Source organism: Vreelandella sulfidaeris Esulfide1, from assembly GCF_054072535.1.
Genome location: NZ_CM133364.1, coordinates 4055786 through 4074250, shown reverse-complemented (window position 1 = coordinate 4074250; position 18465 = coordinate 4055786). Strand labels below are relative to the sequence as shown.

Here is an 18465-nt window from a genome sequence, read left to right as displayed (position 1 = left end):
CCTTTAGTAAGTTCCTTGATCGACATCGGCATCCTGTGGGTCGCAGGTCTCCAACGCCGCTATCAACGCAGCTGGCGTTGCTCCCGACGCCACCTTGAGGTCACAAAACCCCAGTATGCCAGCCAGTGTAGCCAAACGGCGACTGGAAACGATTAGCGGTTGGTTCAAAGCCGCCTGATTGCACCATTTTGCCAGATGTTCCAGTAGTTCGCTGCTGGTGACGATCAACGCCCGGTAATTCCCTGAGCAAAGGCGCGCCTGCAAAGCAGGGGCAAGGGGTTGATACCTGCGCCGGTACACGGCAATACGTGTCACCTCTGCCCCCCGCTCGGCAAGCGTTTCGGCGAGCAGTGGGCGACCACCTTCTCCCGCTACTAATAAAACACGCTGATGGTTCAGTTGCTGCAGCGATGCGAGCGCCAGTAGTGCTTCACTGGTATCTTCGCCCGCCGTGGGCGAAGGCACATGCACACGGACGCCCAGCTGGTTATAAAGCGTACTCGCGGTGGCACTGCCGACGCTGTAATAGTCAATATCCACTGGTAGCTGGGGCCAGAAACGGTCCAACGCCTCGCTTAAACATAAGGCGGCGAAGGGGCTAATGACTATTATCTTATGGTACTGATCAATATCTAGCCAAATACGCCGCGTAACCGGATCTTCAGGCAAGGCTTCGAGCTGCATCACATTGAGTGATTCAACGCTCTCGCCTCGCTCGCTTAGCGCAGCGGCTAGTGCATCGCCGCGTTCACCTGGGCGGCAGATCAGTACCGGTTGGCTCATATTTCGCGGCCGTAAACCTCAGCTAAAATATCCCCAGCACCCTGGTCGAGTAGCTCTTCGGCAATGCGAATGCCCAACGCTTCTGGCTCATGCATTGAGCCGCGGCCTTCAGCGCGCAGCACTTCGGTACCTTCTGGATTGCCGACTAAGCCACGTAACCATAGAGTTTCATTGTTACTATCCAGCACCGCATAGCCCGCAATGGGTACTTGGCAGCCGCCCTCTAATCGCGTGTTCATGGCCCGTTCGGCGCGCACACGCGTGGCCGTATCGGCGTCATCAAGCGGGGCCAAAAGCGCAATAAGCTCAGGATCGTGCAGGCGGCACTCAATACCTAGCGCGCCTTGTCCACAGGCGGGCAAACACACTTCCGGCGGTAGCGCCTGGGCAATCCGCTCATCCAAGCCCAACCGCTTAAGGCCGGAAGTGGCCAGAATAATAGCGTCAAATTCGCCGGCGTCTAATTTGCCTAACCGCGTTTGTACGTTGCCGCGCAGATTAAGAATTTGCAGATCGGGGCGAGCTTCGCGAATTTGCAGGCCACGGCGTAGGCTTGCTGTGCCAATACGCGCCCCTTCCGGAAGCTCATCGATGCTAGCGTAGTGATTAGACACGAAAGCATCAGTTGGGTCGGCGCCCTCTAAAATAACGGACAACCCCAATCCTTCAGGAAAGTGCATCGGCACATCCTTCATGGAGTGGACGGCAATATCGGCGCGGCCATCCAGCATGGCGTCTTCCAGCTCTTTTACAAACAGCCCCTTGCCACCAATTTTTGATAGCGGCGTGTCCAGAATTTTGTCACCCTTGGTAGAAAGTGCCACAAGCTCGACTTCAAGGCCGCTGTGCTCCGCCATTAGGCGGTCGCGAACGTACTCAGCCTGCCACATGGCCAGTTGGCTTTTACGCGTAGCAATGCGCAGTTTGGTGATAGATAGCACGTTATTCTCCCTATACCGCAGACACGGCGAGTCAAACTATGATACTTGTCATCATAAAGCACCGAGCGTCACAGTAAAAATAACCAAGTTAATTATGCTCTCACGCTGCGTGTCTTTTCGCCTTTTAGGAAACCCTATGACTTCAGTGCTACCTCATAGTCGGCTTGATCAGTTCTTCCTGCTCTCACAGGACTTGTTCTGTTGCATCGACATTGAAGGCACGCTTCTGCAAGTCAATCCAGCCTTTGAAACGCTGCTAGGCTATCCATCCGAAAAATTAATTGGTCGGGCCTGTGGCGTTATCGTGCACCCCCTCGATTATCCAGTGATCGAGCAGGCGTTGCGTTGTATGCACCAAGGCGATAAGGCTATTTCGTTCGAAGTGCGTGCGCTTAGTGCAACTGGCAAGCAACACTGGCTAGAGGTGACTGCTTCATTTAAGAATGGAGTGATCTATGTGATCGCTCGGGTGGCCACTCGCCGTAAGGCCAATGAAGAGCAGTTACTGCGCAACCAACGGTTATTTAAAATTGTCGGTGAAACCGCGCTGATTGGTGGCTGGTATGTCGATGTGGCTGTGGGGCTGCCTAATTGGTCTGATGAAATTTGCCGTATTCATGGTTTGCCAGCCGGTTTCCAACCGACTGTTAAACAAGCGATTGAGTTTTACGCGCCTTCCTCCCAGCCTCGTATTCAGGAAGTCTTTAATACCTGTTGCCAACAGGGGGTAAGTTTTGACGAAGAACTAGAGGTGATTACTTACCAAGGTAAGCACATATGGGTCCGTGTTATTGGTAAGGCTGTACGCGATGAGCAAGGGCAAATCACACAGGTGCAGGGCTCAACGCAAGATATTACTGAGCAAAAACAGCTGCGCGAAAAGCTAACCAAGCTGGCACATCGACTCACCATTACACTAGACAGTATTACCGACGGTTTCTTTACGTTAGATACTGACTGGTGCTTCACCTACGTTAATCCTGAAGCGGAACGCATCTTGAAGCGCTGCGGAGGAGAACTGCTGGGGCAGCGCCTTTGGCAAAGCTTTCCTGGTGTCAAAGGCAGCCGCTTTGATGAGGAGTATCAGCGTGCTGTCAGTCAACAAAAATCAGTCCATTTTGAAGCATTTAACCCTCGGCTAGAGAGGTGGCTGGAAGTAAATGCCTACCCTTCGGCGGAGGGGCTTGCAGTTTACTTTCGCGATATAAGCGAGCGTAAGGCGACCGAGCATCAACTGAAGTTGCTGGAGCGTAGCGTCGAGTCGAGTACGAATGGGCTGGTAGTTGTCGATACCCAGCGTAGTGATCTGCCGATGGTCTACGTCAATGCCGCCTTTGAGCGAATTACCGGCTACTCCCGCAGCGAAGCGCTAGGGCGCAATTGTCGCTTTTTGCAGGGCGAAGACACGGATCCCGCCACCATCAAACAATTACGGGTAGGCATTGCCCAACAGCGTGAAGTGCACGTCGTTATCCGTAATTATCGGCGGGATGGCAGTGTTTTTTGGAACGATTTGTATATTTCTCCTGTGCGCGATGAAAGCGGCCAAGTGACCCATTTTATCGGCGTGCAAAATGATATCTCTGAGCAGCGCGAATACCAGGCTCAGCTTACTCATAACGCCAACCACGACGCCTTGACCGGGCTGCCTAATCGGGCAATGCTTGGACAATGTTTGGAGCAAGGATGTACGTTGGCGCGTCGTTATCAGCGCTTTATAGCGGTACTGTTTATTGATCTGGACGATTTCAAACCGATTAACGATACGCTCGGCCATGAGGCGGGCGATTTTATCTTGGTTGAGGTCGCTAGGCGTCTTGAAAAGGAGCTGCGCCCTTGTGATACCGTGTTGCGCTTTGGCAGCGACGAATTTGTGGTGCTGCTACCGGATCTAGCCCATGAGAAAGATGCGGTGCAGGTGGTAGAGCGCGTATTGCAGCGGCTTTCGCCGCCCTATTGGTATCGCGGCAGTGGGCTGCGCATCACGGCGAGTATCGGGATTGCCAGCAACGATGGCAGCATGAAAGATCCCCAGCAGCTCATACAACAGGCGGATTTGGCGATGTATAAGGCCAAACGACGCGGACGCAACACCTATCACTGGTATACCGAAGATTTAAATCGCAAGGTGAGCGAACGCGTCAACTTACGCAGCGCGCTACAGCAAGCCATTGAACAACATCAGTTTGAACTTCATTACCAGCCACAGATCCATGCCCCGAGTGGTCGCGTGGTGGGGGTTGAGGCGCTGATCCGCTGGGAGCACCCTGAGCGCGGTAATATTCCGCCGTCTAATTTCATTAGCCTTGCAGAGGACACCGGGCAGATTATTCCTATCAGTGATTGGGTGTTAGCCACTGCCTGCCAGGATGCCCGGCAACTCAACGCCATGGGGATTGGCCCGATAACCATGGCTGTCAATATTTCTCCCATGCAGTTTCAACGGCCAGGTTTTGTCGCCTCTATTGAGGAGGTGCTGTCTGATAGTGGCCTAGCGCCCGCGCTGCTGGAGTTTGAAATTACTGAGGGCGTGTTGATGGATAGCGCCGAACAGGCGATCCAAGCGTTGCAGGATTTGCGTGGGCTGGGGGTTCATATTGCTTTAGATGACTTTGGCACTGGTTTCTCTAGCCTGAGCTATTTAAAGCGCCTGCCTATCAACAAAATCAAAATTGACCGTTCGTTTGTACGTGATGTCATTACTGACCACCACGACGCGGCTATTATCGATGGCGTGGTTGCCATGGCGGGCAAAATGGGGCTAGAGGTGTTGATCGAAGGGATAGAGACGTCAGAGCAGTTTGCCTACCTTAAGCAGCGTCACTGTGACTATTTTCAGGGCTATTACTTTGCCCGCCCCATGCCGTTAGACGCCCTCTGCGCATTTTTGGCATCTCCCCCGGTGTTTACTGCTTGCTGACCGGCGACTCTGGTACACTTTCCGCCACGACTCCATTGTTTTGTCAGCAGGATATACCTTCGATGAGCCAAGCTACGAATCAGTCTTGGGGCGGTCGCTTTAGCGAGCCCACCGATGCCTTTGTCGCACGTTTTACCGCGTCTGTTACTTTCGACCAGCGCCTGGCCCGCCAGGACATCCAGGGCTCCATTGCCCACGCCACCATGCTGGCCCGGGTGGGCGTGCTGACCGATGACGAGCGCGATACGATTATCACAGGCCTGACAGAAATTCAGGGTGAGATCGAGCGCGGCGAGTTTAATTGGTCGGTGCCGCTTGAAGATGTGCACATGAATATCGAAGCGAGGCTGACCGACAAAATCGGCATTACCGGCAAAAAACTTCATACAGGGCGTTCGCGTAATGACCAAGTCGCCACCGATATTCGACTGTTTATGCGCGATGAGATCGACGTTATTGAAGTTGAGTTAAAACGACTACGCGAAGGCATGATCGAATTGGCTGATCGCGAAGCCGAAACCATTATGCCGGGCTTTACCCATTTACAAACCGCCCAACCGGTTACCTTTGGCCACCATCTGTTGGCTTGGCAGGAGATGTTGGCCCGGGACCACGAGCGCCTGCTGGATTGCCGCAAGCGCGTTAATGTAATGCCGCTGGGCGCGGCTGCCCTCGCTGGCACCACTTACCCGATTGATCGCCACGTGTCGGCGGAGCTTTTAGGCTTTGATCGACCGTCAGAGAATTCTCTGGATGCGGTGTCGGATCGTGACTTTGCGATTGAATTTACCAGCTTTGCCAGCATCCTGTTGATGCACCTATCGCGGATGAGCGAAGAGCTAGTGTTGTGGACCAGTGCCCAGTTCAACTTTATCGACTTACCTGACCGCTTCTGCACCGGCTCGTCGATCATGCCGCAGAAGAAAAATCCTGATGTGCCCGAACTGGTGCGCGGCAAAACCGGCCGCGTGTACGGCCACTTAATGGCCCTGCTGACGCTGATGAAGTCCCAGCCACTGGCCTACAACAAAGACAACCAGGAAGATAAGGAGCCGCTGTTTGATACGGTGGATACCGTGCACGACTGCTTGAAAGCCTTCGCTGATATGGTGCCTGCTATTGAGCCAAAGAAAGCCAGCATGTATGAAGCCGCGCGGCGTGGCTTTTCCACTGCGACCGACTTGGCCGACTACCTGGTACGCAAAGGTGTCGCCTTCCGCGATGCTCACGAAATAGTCGGTCAGTCGGTGGCCTACGGCCTCAAAACCGGAAAAGACCTTTCCGAAATGAGCCTTGATGAACTTAAGCAGTTCTCCGCTACCATTGAGCAGGATGTTTTCGACGTATTGACCCTGGAAGGTTCGGTGGCTGCGCGTAACCACATTGGCGGCACTGCACCTAACCAAGTGCGGGCTGCCGCTCAGCGAGCGCGTGAGGCGTTGGCCGCGCTCAAGGCGGGCGCATGAAAACATTGGCAATCCTGGCCTTTACGGCGCTGCTGTTAACTGGGTTAGCAGGCTGTGGTCAAAAAGGACCGCTTTATTTGCCGGACGATGCACCCGCTGACCAGGCGTCTGAATAGATAGCCGCAGGCCCAGGAGAAGGGGAGAACACCATGGATCATTTTAACTACCGCGATGGCGTGCTGTATGCCGAAGATGTGCCGCTATCGCGAATTGCCGACGAGTTCGGTACACCCTGCTATGTCTATTCCAAAGCGACTTTTGAACGTCACTTTCGGGCCTACACCGAAGCTCTGGGCAGTCATCCGCACCTGATCTGTTACGCCGTGAAAGCCAACTCCAACCTGGCAGTGCTGGGTCTTTTGGCCAAACTTGGTGCGGGTTTTGATATTGTTTCCATCGGTGAGCTTGAGCGAGTGCTCAAGGCAGGCGGCGACCCGGCTAAAATCGTCTTTTCCGGGGTTGCCAAGCAGGCCCACGAAATGGCCCGCGCCCTCGAGGTTGGCATTAAGTGCTTTAACGTTGAATCACGCCCTGAGCTTGAGCGCTTGAATCGCGTCGCGGGTGAGTTGGGTAAGGTTGCCCTGGTCTCGCTGCGGGTGAACCCCGATGTCGATGCGGGCACCCATCCCTATATCTCTACCGGTTTAAAGGATAACAAGTTCGGTATTCCGGTGGATGAGGCGTTGGCGGTCTATGAATTAGCAGCGAGCTTGCCCAACCTGCAGGTAAAAGGGCTCGATTGCCATATTGGCTCTCAGCTCACCGAAACAGCCCCGTTTCTGGATGCATTGGAACGCTTGCTGATGTTGATGGAGCGTCTGCGCGAGCATGGCATCGAAATCGATCACCTCGATCTAGGCGGCGGCTTAGGTGTGCCGTACCGCGATGAAAAGCCACCACAGCCGTTTGATTACGCCAGCCAATTGTTGGCACGGCTATCGCGCTGGGAAGGTGGCGAAGCACTCACGCTGTTGTTTGAACCCGGTCGTTCCATCGCCGCCAATGCTGGCCTCATGTTGACTCGGGTGGAGTTTCTCAAGCCCGGCGAAACCAAGAACTTTGCCATTGTCGATGCGGCCATGAACGACTTGATTCGCCCGGCGCTTTACCAGGCATGGCAGGCGATTGTGCCAGTCGATACTCGCGAAGTACGCGAAAGCGCCCTTTACGATGTGGTCGGTCCGGTATGTGAAACCGGTGATTTTCTGGGTAAAGAGCGCGAACTGGCAATCGCCGAAGGTGACCTACTAGCGGTGCGCTCGGCGGGAGCTTACGGCTTTGTCATGGCCTCAAACTATAATAGCCGCCCGCGTGCTGCCGAGCTGATGGTCGATGGCGATAGCTGCCACGTGGTGCGCGCACGGGAAACCGTTGCCAGCCTATGGGCGGGTGAGGCGCTGCTGCCTGAAGGGGGGCGCTGATGCTCTTACACTTCACCAAAATGCATGGCTTGGGTAATGACTTTGTCATGGTAGATCTCGTGACTCAGCGTGCCCGGCTGGATGAGGCGCAAATTCGCGCGTTGGCAGACCGACGTTTTGGGATTGGCTTTGATCAGCTATTAGTCGTCGAGCCACCCCGCGACCCTGAGATGGATTTTCGCTATCGCATTTACAATGCCGACGGCAGTGAAGTGGAAAATTGTGGCAACGGGGCGCGCTGCTTTGCCCGCTTCGTGCGCGATCAGCGGTTGACTCACAAGCATGAAATCCACGTAGAAACCGCCGGGGGCCCGTTGATGCTGACCGTGCAGCACGATGGCATGGTGCGGGTGGATATGGGCCGCCCGCGGTTTAGCCCCTTGGCTCTGCCGTTTGATGCGACTGGGGATCGGCCACTGCATCCGCTGGACGTCGGCGATGAAACGCTGCAGATCGGCGTGGTCTCCATGGGTAATCCTCATGCGGTGCTGCAGGTTGATAGCGTGGATAGCGCTCCGGTCGAGCGTCTGGGACCGTTGGTGGAGGCGCATCGCCGTTTCCCTAAGCGTGTTAACGTGGGTTTTATGCAGGTACTCTCGCCCAGCGAAATTCGTCTGCGTGTTTATGAGCGCGGCAGTGGCGAAACGCTTGCCTGCGGCACAGGTGCCTGCGCCGCAGTCGCCAGCGGCATTCGCCAGGGGCTGCTGAAAAGCCCTGTGAAAGTCCATTTGCCCGGTGGAGAACTCAGCATTGAATGGCCTGACCCTGAAGGGGCACTGACGATGGTGGGGCCGGCGACACGCGTCTTTGATGGTCGCGTAGTACTCAATTAATTCGAGGAGAACGGCGATGTCACAAGCCCCCGAACCCCGCAAAACGCTCGATCCTGATCAAGTGGCGTTCTGGCTGGCGCGTCATCCCGATTTTTTTGTCGGTCGCGAAGGGCTGCTTCAACAGTTGCAGGTGCCCCACCCGCATATAGACGGAGCGGTATCACTGCTAGAGCGACTGGTTTACGACTTGCGCCAGCGCGCTGAAACTGCCGAGGGCCGCCTGGAGCACTTGCTGGAGACTGCCCGCCATAACGAGTCCCAGTACCGTCGGCTGCGTGAAACCTTGGTCGCCTTGGTAGAAGCGCCGGACCGTGATGCCTTGGCGCAAGCGCTGGCCACCCAGCTAAGCGAGCGCTTTGAGACGCCCGCTATGGCGCTATGGTGCCCAGCCAGCTTAAGCGACACTGAGCCGACGCCGCCTCAGCCGCCGCGGCATGTGTTGGACCAGCACGCCAGCGCACGCTTGGCGGCGCTGTTGGATGGCCGCACCAGTCGTTGCGTTAAGCTTAGCGTTAGCGACTGGAAGTGCCTGCTGCCGCATGTCAAGGCGCCCCGCAAAGCGGGTTCCTGCGCTATTTCGCGCCTCTCGGCAGGCGATCCATTGGGTTACCTGCTGCTGGCAAGCCCTAGCCCCGATGCCTACCGGGCCAGCATGGATACGCTCTTCACCGAATATTTAGGTGATATTGTCGCACGCCTGTTGGTGCGCTTGGGCGATTATGGCTAAATCACCCCAGGCCGAGACATCGCTAGTCGAGACCTCTTTAGTTGAGACGTCGTTAGGTGAGACCTCGTTAGTTGAGACGCCGGTAGGTGAGACTCGGATAGCCAAGTGCGTTGAGGCGTTTTTGGTTGCCTTGGCGAGCCATGCAAGCCCGGCCACCGTGGCTGCTTACCGACATGATCTGGCGGCACTTTGCGCCTTCACCGAGCGCCGCGAAGTGACTGAGCCAGCGGCACTCGATACCGTCCTTCTGCGTGCGTTTCTAGGGTCAGAGCGCAGCCGTGGCTTGGCGCCTAGAAGCCTTGCCCGGCGCCGCGCGGCCCTATCACGCTTCGCTGACTATTTAGTCAAGCAGGGCGAGCTGGTAGATAATCCAGTCGGGTTATTGCGAACGCCTAAACAGCCGAGTCACCTGCCACGCCCGGTTGATGTAGACGCTTTGGCACGCTTTCTCGATACCCCCCACGACGGCACACCATTGGGCGCGCGTGATCAGGCCATTCTTGAACTTTTTTACTCCAGCGGCCTGCGTTTGGCGGAGCTGGCGGCGCTTGATCTTAAGGATTTGCAAGACAGCCGGGTACGGGTCATCGGCAAAGGCGGCAAGCCGCGTCAGGTACCGGTAGGGCGCCGCGCCCATCAGGCACTGACCGAATGGCTGGGTTGTCGCTCCGTACTCGCACCTCTTAATGAGCAGGCGCTGTTTGTGGGTCAGCGCGGTGCGCGTTTGGGTCATCGCGCCATTCAAAAACGCTTAGCGCAGCTGTCGATTGCCCGCGGCTTGCCCGAGCATCTTCATCCTCACCGTTTGCGTCACTCTTTTGCCAGTCATTTATTGGAGTCGAGCCAGGATCTGCGCGCCGTACAGGAGCTGTTGGGGCATGCCAACCTGTCGACGACTCAGGTCTATACGCGGCTTGACTGGCAGCATCTTGCAACGAGCTACGATGCAGCCCACCCACGCGCAAAACGGGATCATCGTTCTAAAAATCCTAGCCCTGAAAATCGTAACTCTGAAAACAATAGCCCTCGGAGTAAGCCATGAAGCACCTCAAGGCGATTACCTTCGATTTAGACGACACGCTATGGGATAACCACGGCGTTATGGCGCGTACCGAAGAGGGGCACTACCGCTGGTTGTTAGAGGCGCTTGAAGCATGGCGAGCCGCGCGTAAGGAACCAGCGCTGGCGTTAAGCCAAGAAAGCGGCAGGGAGGATTATCTTCAGCGTCGCCAACAGTGGGCGAAAGAGGTACCCGAACGGCGCGGTGACTTTACATGGCTGCGGCTGCGTGCGCTGGAAGCGCAGCTCGAAGCTGCTGGCCTGCCCCGCAGTGCTGCGTTGATGTGGGCGGCTGCAGCGATGAACGAGTTTCATCGTCTGCGCGTGCTGGTCACTCCTCATCCGGAGGCGGCTGGTTTGCTTGCCGCGTTGGCGGAGCGTTATCAGTTGGCGGCCATCACCAATGGCAATATCCATTTGGCGCGACAGCCGCTGGCTGCTTACTTTCCGGTGGCCATTGCGGCGGGCGAGCTGTTGGCACCTAAGCCTGACCCCGCGTCGTTTCTCACCGCACTTTCGCGCCTGAAGGTGGCCCCCGAGTGCGCCATGCATGTAGGCGACTCATGGCAGGAAGATATATTGCCCGCTCAGCAGTTGGGTATGCATGCTGTATGGATTGCTGAGACGGGGGATCAAACGCTACCTCCGCGGGTCCACCGCATTGCTCATATAAAAGAGCTACCCCAGTTACTGGAGTCTTTAGAAAAGCGTCATTCAGGAGGGGTATACAACCACTGATTCAGTTTTTGTGACAGTGTATCGACGCCGTCGCGCTTGAGTGAAGAGAACAACTGAACGGAGACTAAGTCTTCCCACTCCTTTAAACGCGAGCGAACTTTTTGCAACGCAGCGCTGGCAGGCCCTTTTTTGAGCTTGTCGGCTTTAGTCAACAAAATATGCACCGGCATTTCGCGTTGATCAGCATAATCGAGCATCATCTGATCAAATTCGGTCAGTGGGTGACGTACGTCCATTAGCAGTACTAAGCCGCGTAAGCTAAAACGATTACGAAGGTACTCGGCCAAGTGCTTCTGCCACTCTATTTTGACCGCTTCGGGTACCTTGGCGTAGCCATAGCCGGGCAGGTCGACCAAGCGCCGCGACTCGTCATTCATGACGCTAAAAAAGTTGATTAGCTGGGTGCGACCAGGTGTGCGCGAGGTGCGCGCCAACGCATTTTGTTGCGTCAACGCATTGATAGCACTTGATTTTCCCGCGTTAGAGCGTCCGGCAAAGGCAACTTCTGCACCCGTATCATCTGGGCATAGTGCCAGGGTGGGAGCGCTGATTATAAAACTTGCCGTCGGGTAGTTCAGCCGAGGGACTGGGCTATCATGGGGGGTAGTCATGGACTTGATCCTGAAAAACGAACAAAAAACGGCCTGCTCAGCGCACTATCATTTCACTATCTCATTTCGCTATCACGTAAAGTAGAGCGCATGATAGAGAGCCATAATAGAGAATCGAGAGCAGTACCGCGACGAATTACCCCTAAAGCAGTCTAGGACTTGCATTCCCGCCGCTGGGGTGATTCGTTATAATGTAGGCGGTTTATATCTGCGACCTGGGGCGCTAGTGTACCATCGCGCTCTAGCCGACAGCGACCAATGTGAGACGTTGGTCGTTTTGGCGGAGCTAACCCTGGTAATTTGTGGAGCCTGGGAAGCGCCCAGGGTGCGTACCAGTCAAACATAAAACGGCATAGTGGAAGAGCAATGAGAAAGTTACTGGCAAGCCTGGCAATTACCATGGGCGCCGTTGGCGCTACCCACGCTCAAACCGATCTTCAAGCCAATGCTGATGCGTCAGCAGGCCAGGAGTTATCCCAAGTCTGCGCAGCTTGTCATGGACAGCAGGGCATTAGTCCATCCGCTGCTTTCCCTAACATAGCGGGTCAGCAAATGTCGTATCTGGCCAAGCAGATTATCGATATCCGCGATGGGGTTCGCGACGTACCTCAAATGCAACCTATTGTGGCTGATTTCTCTGACCAGGATGCTTGGGATTCCGCGGCATTCTTTGCAGAGCAGGACGCTAATTTAGGCCAAACCAGCGACGAAGATGCTGAGTTACTGGCTCGTGGCGAAACAATTTACCGCGCTGGTGATATGTCCAAGGGCATTCCCGCCTGTTCCGCCTGCCATACACCGACAGGGGTCGGTATCGGTACGGCTGTTTATCCAGGTCTTTCAGGCCAGCATGCTGAGTACACGATTGGGGAGCTTCAGGCTTTTGCGTCAGGCGAGCGTAACAATGATCCCAATAACATCATGGGCGATATCGCCTCTAAAATGAGCGACAACGATATGGAAGCAGTGGCTAACTATGTGTTGGGCCTGTACTAGAATTTTAAAATAGAGGCCTAAGTCCGGTCACTTTCTTATGTCGTTTGTGGGCCCTCTTTTGGCGTTGTATGCCATAAGAGGGAACCCGCTAATATATCCACGGTCTCACTCTTCGCTTACCCATGGAGAATTGATTCGATGTTTAAAACGCTAATGGTCGCGATGGCCGGTCTAGGGCTTTCTGCGGTAGTGAGTGCCCAGGAAGTGGTTGAAGGTCAGCACTATGAGCTACTTGATTCGCCGGTAGAAACCCACGTCGAAGACGGGCAAATTGAAGTGACCGAAGTATTTTGGTTCGGTTGCCCTCACTGTTACCGGCTACAAACACCGGTTAACGAGTGGTACGAGACGCTGGAAGACGACGTTAGCGTAGTCAAAATGCCCGCCACGATGGGCGGCGATTGGAACACTCACGCCACCGCTTTCTATGCGGCGGAGTCGCTGGGTATCGAAGAAGAGCTACACGCCGATTTCTTTAATGCTATTCATCAGGAGGATCAGTCGCTCACTGAGCCCGATGATATCGCAGCTTTCTTCGCCAACTATGGTGTCAGCGAGGAAGAAGCCAAAAAAGCGCTGACCGACTTCAGTGTTCGCAGCGAAGTGAATGAAGCCCATAACCGTATGCGCGAAATGAAACTAATGGGTGTGCCCGCCCTGGTGATTGATGGCCGTTACGTTGTTTCGCCGAGTTCAGCCGGTAGTCTGGAAAATATGCCGAAAATCGCTGATTCATTGATCGAACAGGTGCGTGCTGAGCGCGCAGAATAATTGTGCTACGTAATGTAAAAGAGCTCGATAAAACAGTGACGAGCGGCAACCGCTCGACGCTATTGGAAGATGGCCATCTGCGCTTGCTGACCTTCAACCTGCAGGTGGGCATCCAGACCTCTGCCTATCACCATTACCTCACACGTAGCTGGCAGCATTTATTGCCCCATCCACGCCGCCAGCAGCGACTGGATCTAATGGGCGAAGTGCTGAGCAAGTTTGATGTCGTAGGGCTGCAGGAAGTGGACGGTGGTAGCTTTCGTTCAAGCCGCGTCAACCAGGTGGAATATCTCGCTACAAAAGCGGGATTTCCCCATCATGTTCAACAGCTTAATCGTAATCTTGGGCGTATCGCCCAGCATAGCAATGGTTTACTGTCGCGCTTGGTGCCTAGCCAAGTAGAGGAGCACCGTTTACCGGGAACCATGCCTGGCCGCGGTGCTATTCACGCACGCTTTGGTGAGGGGCCGGATGCGCTGCATCTGTTTGTTGCTCACCTGGCACTTAGCCATCGTGGCCGGGTGCGTCAGCTCAACTACTTAAGTGATATTATTCAACCACTTCGCCATGTGGTCGTGATGGGGGACCTCAACTGCACCCCCGATCAGTTACACGCCCATGAGCGTTTTAGTACGTCGTTGCCGCTGCACCCGGTTAAACCTCTTTTCAGCTACCCCTCCTGGCAACCACGCCAAGCGCTGGACCATATCTTATTGTCACAGTCGTTAGAGGCCGCTGAAGTGCGCGTGCTAGATAATCTCTTCTCTGATCATCTACCGATTGCTGTTGATCTGCCCTTGCCGGAGGCCTGTTTAGCGGCTATTCGCTCAACCGTTTAAGAATTAGCTTGTCTTGCTGTAAGTGGGCGCTGCATTGTCCGCTTAGATGCGCTATTGTCTGGGACGCTGATCCCCCTTAGTCGTTTTACGCGAGACACTTCCATGTCGGACACAACACAACTACCTGCGTTTATTGGTGCGCTGGACCGCGCTTCAGAGTGGTTCGGGCGCACCCTTGCGTGGCTGATCATCATTATGATGTTGATTCAGTTCGCGATTGTACTCCTTCGTTATGCCTTCAGTGTGAACAGTATCTTTATGCAAGAGCTAGTGATGTATATGCACGCTAGTGTCTTTATGCTTGCTGCCGCTTATACCTTTCGCCATGACGGCCACGTGCGGGTTGATATCTTCTATCGAGGAATGACGCCGCGCCGCCAAGCGTTAATCAATATAGTGGGTATTATTACGCTGCTGATTCCCGTCATGGTCTTCATTATCGCTTCCAGCTTGGGTTACGTGGCCAACTCCTGGCGCATTTTGGAAACCTCCTCCGACTATGGTGGTATTCCGGCTGTCTACGCACTGAAAACCTTAATCCCGCTGTTTGCCGTGCTAATGATCGTGCAGGGTGTGATTGAGATTGTGCGCAATGGCTATGTCATGGCGGGGCGGATAGAGCCTTCTGCCGAGGGTACAAACCATCTTGAGGAGCGTGTTTGATGCTGGAGTTTATGCCAGTTATTTTATTTGCCGTCATCTGTATTGTCCTGATGTTCGGCTTTCCTGTGGCGCTCTCGCTGGCGGGTACGGCACTACTGTTTGCTGGGATGGGGCTGGGCCTGGAAGCCATTGGTATTGATGCCAACTTCGATGGCGGATATCTGGCCGCCTTACCCAACCGACTCTACGGCATCATGACCAACCAAACGCTGTTGGCAGTACCGCTGTTTGTCTTGATGGGCGTCTTGCTGGAAAAATCTAAAGTGGCTGAAACGCTACTGGATGCCATGGCCCTACTGTTTGGTTCAATGCGCGGTGGGTTGGGTATTTCGGTGACGCTGGTAGGTATGTTGATGGCCGCGTCTACCGGTATTGTGGGAGCCACGGTAGTCACCATGGGGTTAATGTCGCTGCCCACCATGCTAAAACGTGGCTACAGCACTTCTCTTGCGACCGGCACTATCTGTGCCACCGGCACGTTGGGGCAAATTATCCCCCCTTCCATCGCCCTGGTGTTGTTGGGCGATGTGCTGTCATCAGCCTACCAGCAAGCACAGCTTGATATGGGGATTTTTAGCCCTAAAACGGTCTCTGTGGGTGACCTGTTTATGGGCGCGCTGGTGCCAGGGCTACTGCTGGTGGTTTTTTATATGATTTACGTGGGCCTGGTGGCGTGGTTGCGCCCACACATGGCGCCTGCTGCCGACCGTGAAGAGTTAATGGCGGAGCTTGGCCATACCTCAGGAATTGGTATGTTGCTGCTCAAAGGCCTAGTGCCGCCCGTTGTGCTGATTGTAGCGGTGCTGGGATCTATTCTGAGCGGCTTTGCAACGCCCACTGAAGCCTCCGCAGTGGGGGCGTTTGGCGCCTTGGTGTTGGCGCTGGCTTACCGTCAACTCGACTGGGCGACCCTTAAAGATGTGCTGCGCTCGACGACTCACGTGACCACCATGGTGTTTCTGATCCTGATCGGCGCGGCGTTGTTCTCGCTGGTATTCCGTGCCTACGGCGGCGAACACATGGTGACCGAGCTATTCGAGGCGATGCCCGGCGGCGTGGTGGGCGCGACAATTATCGTCATGCTGGTTATCTTCCTGCTCGGCTTTATTCTCGACTTTATTGAAATCACCTTCGTGGTGGTGCCGATTGTCGGGCCGATCCTGCTCGCCATGGGGCTTGACCCGATTTGGCTGGGCATCATGATCGCGATCAATCTGCAGACGTCTTTCTTAACGCCGCCGTTTGGTTTTGCGCTGTTCTATCTTCGCGGGGTGGCACCGCCTTCTGTGTCTACATCGGCGATCTATCGTGGCGTTATCCCGTTTATCTTGATGCAACTGGGTATGCTGCTTTTGCTGACCTTCTTCCCGCAGTTGGCAACTTGGCTCCCTGATCAGTTTTAATGGACTGACGATAAGTTGAAAAGCATCGCTGCTATCAACGCAAGGAAATGGCAACCTTACTTAAAAAAGTTAAGCTAACAAATAACGGCTTGTAACAAACCATCTAGCGCATTGCGCTAGATGGCGTCTTCCCTACCCATAATAGTAATAATAGAAAGTAAGAGGGTTACCCTATGAAAGCCAAAGCAATACCTGCCGCCATCGCCATGACGACCGCCCTGTCGGCCAGCTTGTTGGTGGTATCCAGTTTTGATAACCAAGCTCAGGCCCAAGAGGACGAATTCCGTTGGAAAATGGTGACGTCCTGGCCGAAGAATTTTCCTGGCGTTGGCCAAGGCCCTGAACGCCTATCGCAGTTGGTCGATGAAATGTCGGATGGCCGACTGACCATCGAAGTGTTTGGTGCTGGTCAGTTAGTGCCGGGCTTTGAAGTGTTTGACGCCGTTTCCGACGGCACTGCTGAGCTGGGACACTCTGCCTCCTATTACTGGAAAGGCAAGGCCCCCGCTGCTCAGTTTTTCGCCGCTGTACCGTTTGGCATGAACGCCCAGGAAATGAACGCCTGGTTAAGCTTCGGCGGTGGTATGGAATTGTGGAACGAGCTTTACGATGAGTTCGGTGTTGACGTGTTGGTGGCCGGGGCATCGGGTGTACAGATGGGCGGCTGGTACAACAAAGAGATCAATTCGGTTGATGATCTTGATGGTTTGAAAATGCGTATGCCCGGCCTGGGCGGTGAAGTAATGAACCGCATGGGTGTAGCGATTGTGAACATGCCGGGCGGCGAGATATTCACCTCGCTGCAGTCCGGTGCCATTGATGCTACCGAGTGGATCGGCCCCTACAACGATTTAGCCTTTGGCCTGCACCAGGCGGCGGATTACTACTACTACCCCGGCTGGCACGAGCCGACAGTCATGTTTGAGGCGATCGTTAACGAAGAGGCTTGGGCGGAGCTACCAGGCGATCTTCAGGCGATCCTGCGGACTGCTATCAGTGACGTTAACCAAAGCGTGTTGGATGAATACACCGCACGGAACAACGATGCGCTAGAAACACTAGTGAACGAGCACGACGTTGAGCTACGCCGCATTCCTGACGATGTGCTTGCTCAAGCGCGTGAGCACTCGCAAGATGTGGTGGCCGAGCTGGCGGAATCAAGCGAATTAGCCACGCGTATCTATGACTCTTATCAAGCGTTCCAGGAGAAGGTCGAGGATTACCACGCCATCTCCGAACAGGCGTACTACAACGCCCGCAACCCGGAAGGCGACGCAACTCAATAGTTTGTCTTGCTTGACGCACAAGAACGAGCCGCCTTCGGGCGGCTTTTGGGTGTTTGGCATGTACGTTTTCGGCAGCATAAGACGCGCAGCTTGGGTATCCTAGGCAAATACTGACGATTTTGTCGTGAAGGAGCCTCATGTCTAACAATTCCCGTCTTCGTAATGTACTTACCATCGCTGGCTCGGACCCGTCAGGCGGGGCTGGTTTACAGGGCGATTTGAAAACCTTTTCAGCGCTCGGCGTTTACGGCACCAACGTGATTACCGCGGTGATCGCTCAAAATACCTGCGGCGTAGCCTCGGTTTATCCCGTTGCTCCCCAAGCCATTCGCGAGCAGTTAGAGCATCTGCTGGATGATGTCGAGCTGGACGCAGTTAAAATAGGCATGGTGGCAAGCCGCGAAGTCGCCGAGGTGATTGCCGATGTGTTGCGTCAGCGCCGTCCACGTTGGATCGTGCTCGACCCGGTAATGGTCGCCAAGAGCGGTGATATCCTGGTTGATGACGCCGGTATTCGCGCCGTGCGCGATATTCTGGTGCCGCTCGCTGATGTAATTACACCCAACCTACCGGAAGCAGCGGTGCTGCTCGATTCTCCCTCACCTACGAGCTTAGACGCCATGGAGGCGATGCTGCCGGGACTAACGCAGTTGGGTGCGCCCTATGTGGTATTGAAAGGCGGCCATTTGCGGGGGGCTACTTGTCCGGACCTGCTGGCAACACCTAACGGCCATGAATGGTTGCCCGCCTCGCGTATCGACACAGACAATTTGCATGGCACCGGCTGTGCGCTCTCCTCGGCGATTGCCGCTTGTTTGGCGAAACTACCTGTCCAGGCAAACGCTAACGCGCCAGTGGCGGCCATTGGCGATGCCAAACGCTGGCTACATGCAGCGCTCGAGGCGAGCGTGCGTTTAAACGTGGGTAAAGGACGTGGGCCAGTGCATCATTTTCACGCATGGTGGTAAGACGGCGTACAACGCGAGTAAAAACGAGAGTAAAAACGAG

At 55.0% G+C, this 18465-nt stretch carries 18 protein-coding genes; 15 read left to right on the top strand and 3 right to left on the bottom strand.

Going from position 1 to position 18465, the window contains the following annotated elements; genetic code table 11:
- Nucleotides 1–3: 3 nt before the first annotated feature.
- Together ACW44H_RS18920 and hemC are read right to left on the bottom strand one after the other, a co-directional pair.
- Nucleotides 4–783 carry a uroporphyrinogen-III synthase gene (locus ACW44H_RS18920; protein ID WP_457506032.1) on the bottom strand — a complete coding sequence of 260 codons (780 nt, stop codon included), beginning with the start codon at nt 781–783 and terminating at the stop codon, nt 4–6.
- Nucleotides 780–1724: a hydroxymethylbilane synthase gene (gene hemC / locus ACW44H_RS18915; RefSeq protein WP_457506031.1), complete on the bottom strand. Its 945-nt coding sequence runs from the start codon at nt 1722–1724 to the stop codon at nt 780–782. The genes ACW44H_RS18920 and hemC overlap by 4 nt, the downstream gene beginning before the upstream one ends.
- Nucleotides 1725–1860: 136 nt before the next feature.
- Here hemC and ACW44H_RS18910 point away from each other — a divergent pair, with 136 nt between their 5' ends.
- The 8 genes from ACW44H_RS18910 (at nt 1861) to ACW44H_RS18875 (ending at nt 10888) form a co-directional block, all read left to right on the top strand.
- Complete coding sequence (locus ACW44H_RS18910) at nt 1861–4644, top strand: EAL domain-containing protein (RefSeq protein WP_457506030.1); 2784 nt, start codon at nt 1861–1863, stop codon at nt 4642–4644.
- A gap of 62 nt (nt 4645–4706) precedes the next feature.
- Nucleotides 4707–6110, top strand: coding sequence for an argininosuccinate lyase (gene argH, locus ACW44H_RS18905; protein ID WP_457506029.1), 1404 nt, complete (start codon nt 4707–4709; stop codon nt 6108–6110).
- Entirely contained in the window at nt 6107–6226 is a 120-nt protein-coding gene (gene lptM / locus ACW44H_RS18900) for an LPS translocon maturation chaperone LptM (protein WP_113270753.1), read from the top strand. Before argH ends, lptM begins: the two co-directional genes overlap by 4 nt.
- Before the next feature lie 33 nt (nt 6227–6259).
- Nucleotides 6260–7531, top strand: a complete 1272-nt coding sequence (gene lysA / locus ACW44H_RS18895) for a diaminopimelate decarboxylase (protein ID WP_457506028.1) — start codon at nt 6260–6262, stop codon at nt 7529–7531.
- The gene (dapF, locus tag ACW44H_RS18890; protein WP_457506027.1) at nt 7531–8364 is read left to right on the top strand and encodes a diaminopimelate epimerase; all 834 of its coding nucleotides are present in this window, start codon (nt 7531–7533) and stop codon (nt 8362–8364) included. Before lysA ends, dapF begins: the two co-directional genes overlap by 1 nt.
- Nucleotides 8365–8380: 16 nt before the next feature.
- Nucleotides 8381–9091 carry a DUF484 family protein gene (locus ACW44H_RS18885; RefSeq protein WP_457506026.1) on the top strand — a complete coding sequence of 237 codons (711 nt, stop codon included), beginning with the start codon at nt 8381–8383 and terminating at the stop codon, nt 9089–9091.
- Nucleotides 9092–9188: 97 nt separating this feature from the next.
- Nucleotides 9189–10133, top strand: coding sequence for a tyrosine recombinase XerC (locus tag ACW44H_RS18880; RefSeq protein WP_457509088.1), 945 nt, complete (start codon nt 9189–9191; stop codon nt 10131–10133).
- Complete coding sequence (locus ACW44H_RS18875) at nt 10130–10888, top strand: HAD family hydrolase (protein WP_457506025.1); 759 nt, start codon at nt 10130–10132, stop codon at nt 10886–10888. The genes ACW44H_RS18880 and ACW44H_RS18875 overlap by 4 nt, the downstream gene beginning before the upstream one ends.
- Here the strand turns inward: ACW44H_RS18875 and yihA are convergent.
- Entirely contained in the window at nt 10861–11499 is a 639-nt protein-coding gene (gene yihA, locus ACW44H_RS18870) for a ribosome biogenesis GTP-binding protein YihA/YsxC (RefSeq protein WP_113270759.1), read from the bottom strand. The two genes, ACW44H_RS18875 and yihA, sit on opposite strands and share 28 nt — an antisense overlap.
- 366 nt (nt 11500–11865) lie before the next feature.
- Between yihA and ACW44H_RS18865 the strand changes: the two genes are divergently transcribed.
- The 7 genes from ACW44H_RS18865 to thiD all read left to right on the top strand — a co-directional run bounded on the left by ACW44H_RS18865 (nt 11866) and on the right by thiD (nt 18425).
- Nucleotides 11866–12495: a c-type cytochrome gene (locus ACW44H_RS18865; protein ID WP_113270760.1), complete on the top strand. Its 630-nt coding sequence runs from the start codon at nt 11866–11868 to the stop codon at nt 12493–12495.
- A gap of 138 nt (nt 12496–12633) precedes the next feature.
- Nucleotides 12634–13266 carry a thiol:disulfide interchange protein DsbA/DsbL gene (locus tag ACW44H_RS18860; protein ID WP_457506024.1) on the top strand — a complete coding sequence of 211 codons (633 nt, stop codon included), beginning with the start codon at nt 12634–12636 and terminating at the stop codon, nt 13264–13266.
- A gap of 35 nt (nt 13267–13301) precedes the next feature.
- Nucleotides 13302–14105 (top strand): endonuclease/exonuclease/phosphatase family protein, encoded by an 804-nt coding sequence (locus ACW44H_RS18855; protein ID WP_113270806.1) that lies wholly within the window; start codon nt 13302–13304, stop codon nt 14103–14105.
- Between the two features lie 102 nt (nt 14106–14207).
- A complete protein-coding gene (locus ACW44H_RS18850; protein WP_457506023.1) occupies nt 14208–14768 on the top strand; it encodes a TRAP transporter small permease subunit in 561 nt (186 codons plus the stop codon).
- The gene (locus ACW44H_RS18845) at nt 14768–16171 is read left to right on the top strand and encodes a TRAP transporter large permease (protein WP_457506022.1); all 1404 of its coding nucleotides are present in this window, start codon (nt 14768–14770) and stop codon (nt 16169–16171) included. Before ACW44H_RS18850 ends, ACW44H_RS18845 begins: the two co-directional genes overlap by 1 nt.
- Nucleotides 16172–16344: 173 nt before the next feature.
- Nucleotides 16345–17457 (top strand): TRAP transporter substrate-binding protein, encoded by a 1113-nt coding sequence (locus ACW44H_RS18840; RefSeq protein WP_457506021.1) that lies wholly within the window; start codon nt 16345–16347, stop codon nt 17455–17457.
- Between the two features lie 137 nt (nt 17458–17594).
- Nucleotides 17595–18425 carry a bifunctional hydroxymethylpyrimidine kinase/phosphomethylpyrimidine kinase gene (gene thiD / locus ACW44H_RS18835; protein WP_457506020.1) on the top strand — a complete coding sequence of 277 codons (831 nt, stop codon included), beginning with the start codon at nt 17595–17597 and terminating at the stop codon, nt 18423–18425.
- Nucleotides 18426–18465 lie beyond the last annotated feature (40 nt).

What these genes read in the sequence shown, in the direction of transcription:
- ACW44H_RS18920 (WP_457506032.1), bottom strand. Translation starts at nt 783, where the DNA reads ATGAGCCAACCGGTACTGATCTGCCGCCCAGGTGAACGCGGCGATGCA.
- ACW44H_RS18910 (WP_457506030.1), top strand. Translation starts at nt 1,861, where the DNA reads ATGACTTCAGTGCTACCTCATAGTCGGCTTGATCAGTTCTTCCTGCTC.
- argH (WP_457506029.1), top strand. Translation starts at nt 4,707, where the DNA reads ATGAGCCAAGCTACGAATCAGTCTTGGGGCGGTCGCTTTAGCGAGCCC.
- lptM (WP_113270753.1), top strand. Translation starts at nt 6,107, where the DNA reads ATGAAAACATTGGCAATCCTGGCCTTTACGGCGCTGCTGTTAACTGGG.
- lysA (WP_457506028.1), top strand. Translation starts at nt 6,260, where the DNA reads ATGGATCATTTTAACTACCGCGATGGCGTGCTGTATGCCGAAGATGTG.
- dapF (WP_457506027.1), top strand. Translation starts at nt 7,531, where the DNA reads ATGCTCTTACACTTCACCAAAATGCATGGCTTGGGTAATGACTTTGTC.
- ACW44H_RS18885 (WP_457506026.1), top strand. Translation starts at nt 8,381, where the DNA reads ATGTCACAAGCCCCCGAACCCCGCAAAACGCTCGATCCTGATCAAGTG.
- ACW44H_RS18875 (WP_457506025.1), top strand. Translation starts at nt 10,130, where the DNA reads ATGAAGCACCTCAAGGCGATTACCTTCGATTTAGACGACACGCTATGG.
- yihA (WP_113270759.1), bottom strand. Translation starts at nt 11,499, where the DNA reads ATGACTACCCCCCATGATAGCCCAGTCCCTCGGCTGAACTACCCGACG.
- ACW44H_RS18865 (WP_113270760.1), top strand. Translation starts at nt 11,866, where the DNA reads ATGAGAAAGTTACTGGCAAGCCTGGCAATTACCATGGGCGCCGTTGGC.
- ACW44H_RS18860 (WP_457506024.1), top strand. Translation starts at nt 12,634, where the DNA reads ATGTTTAAAACGCTAATGGTCGCGATGGCCGGTCTAGGGCTTTCTGCG.
- ACW44H_RS18850 (WP_457506023.1), top strand. Translation starts at nt 14,208, where the DNA reads ATGTCGGACACAACACAACTACCTGCGTTTATTGGTGCGCTGGACCGC.
- ACW44H_RS18845 (WP_457506022.1), top strand. Translation starts at nt 14,768, where the DNA reads ATGCTGGAGTTTATGCCAGTTATTTTATTTGCCGTCATCTGTATTGTC.
- ACW44H_RS18840 (WP_457506021.1), top strand. Translation starts at nt 16,345, where the DNA reads ATGAAAGCCAAAGCAATACCTGCCGCCATCGCCATGACGACCGCCCTG.
- thiD (WP_457506020.1), top strand. Translation starts at nt 17,595, where the DNA reads ATGTCTAACAATTCCCGTCTTCGTAATGTACTTACCATCGCTGGCTCG.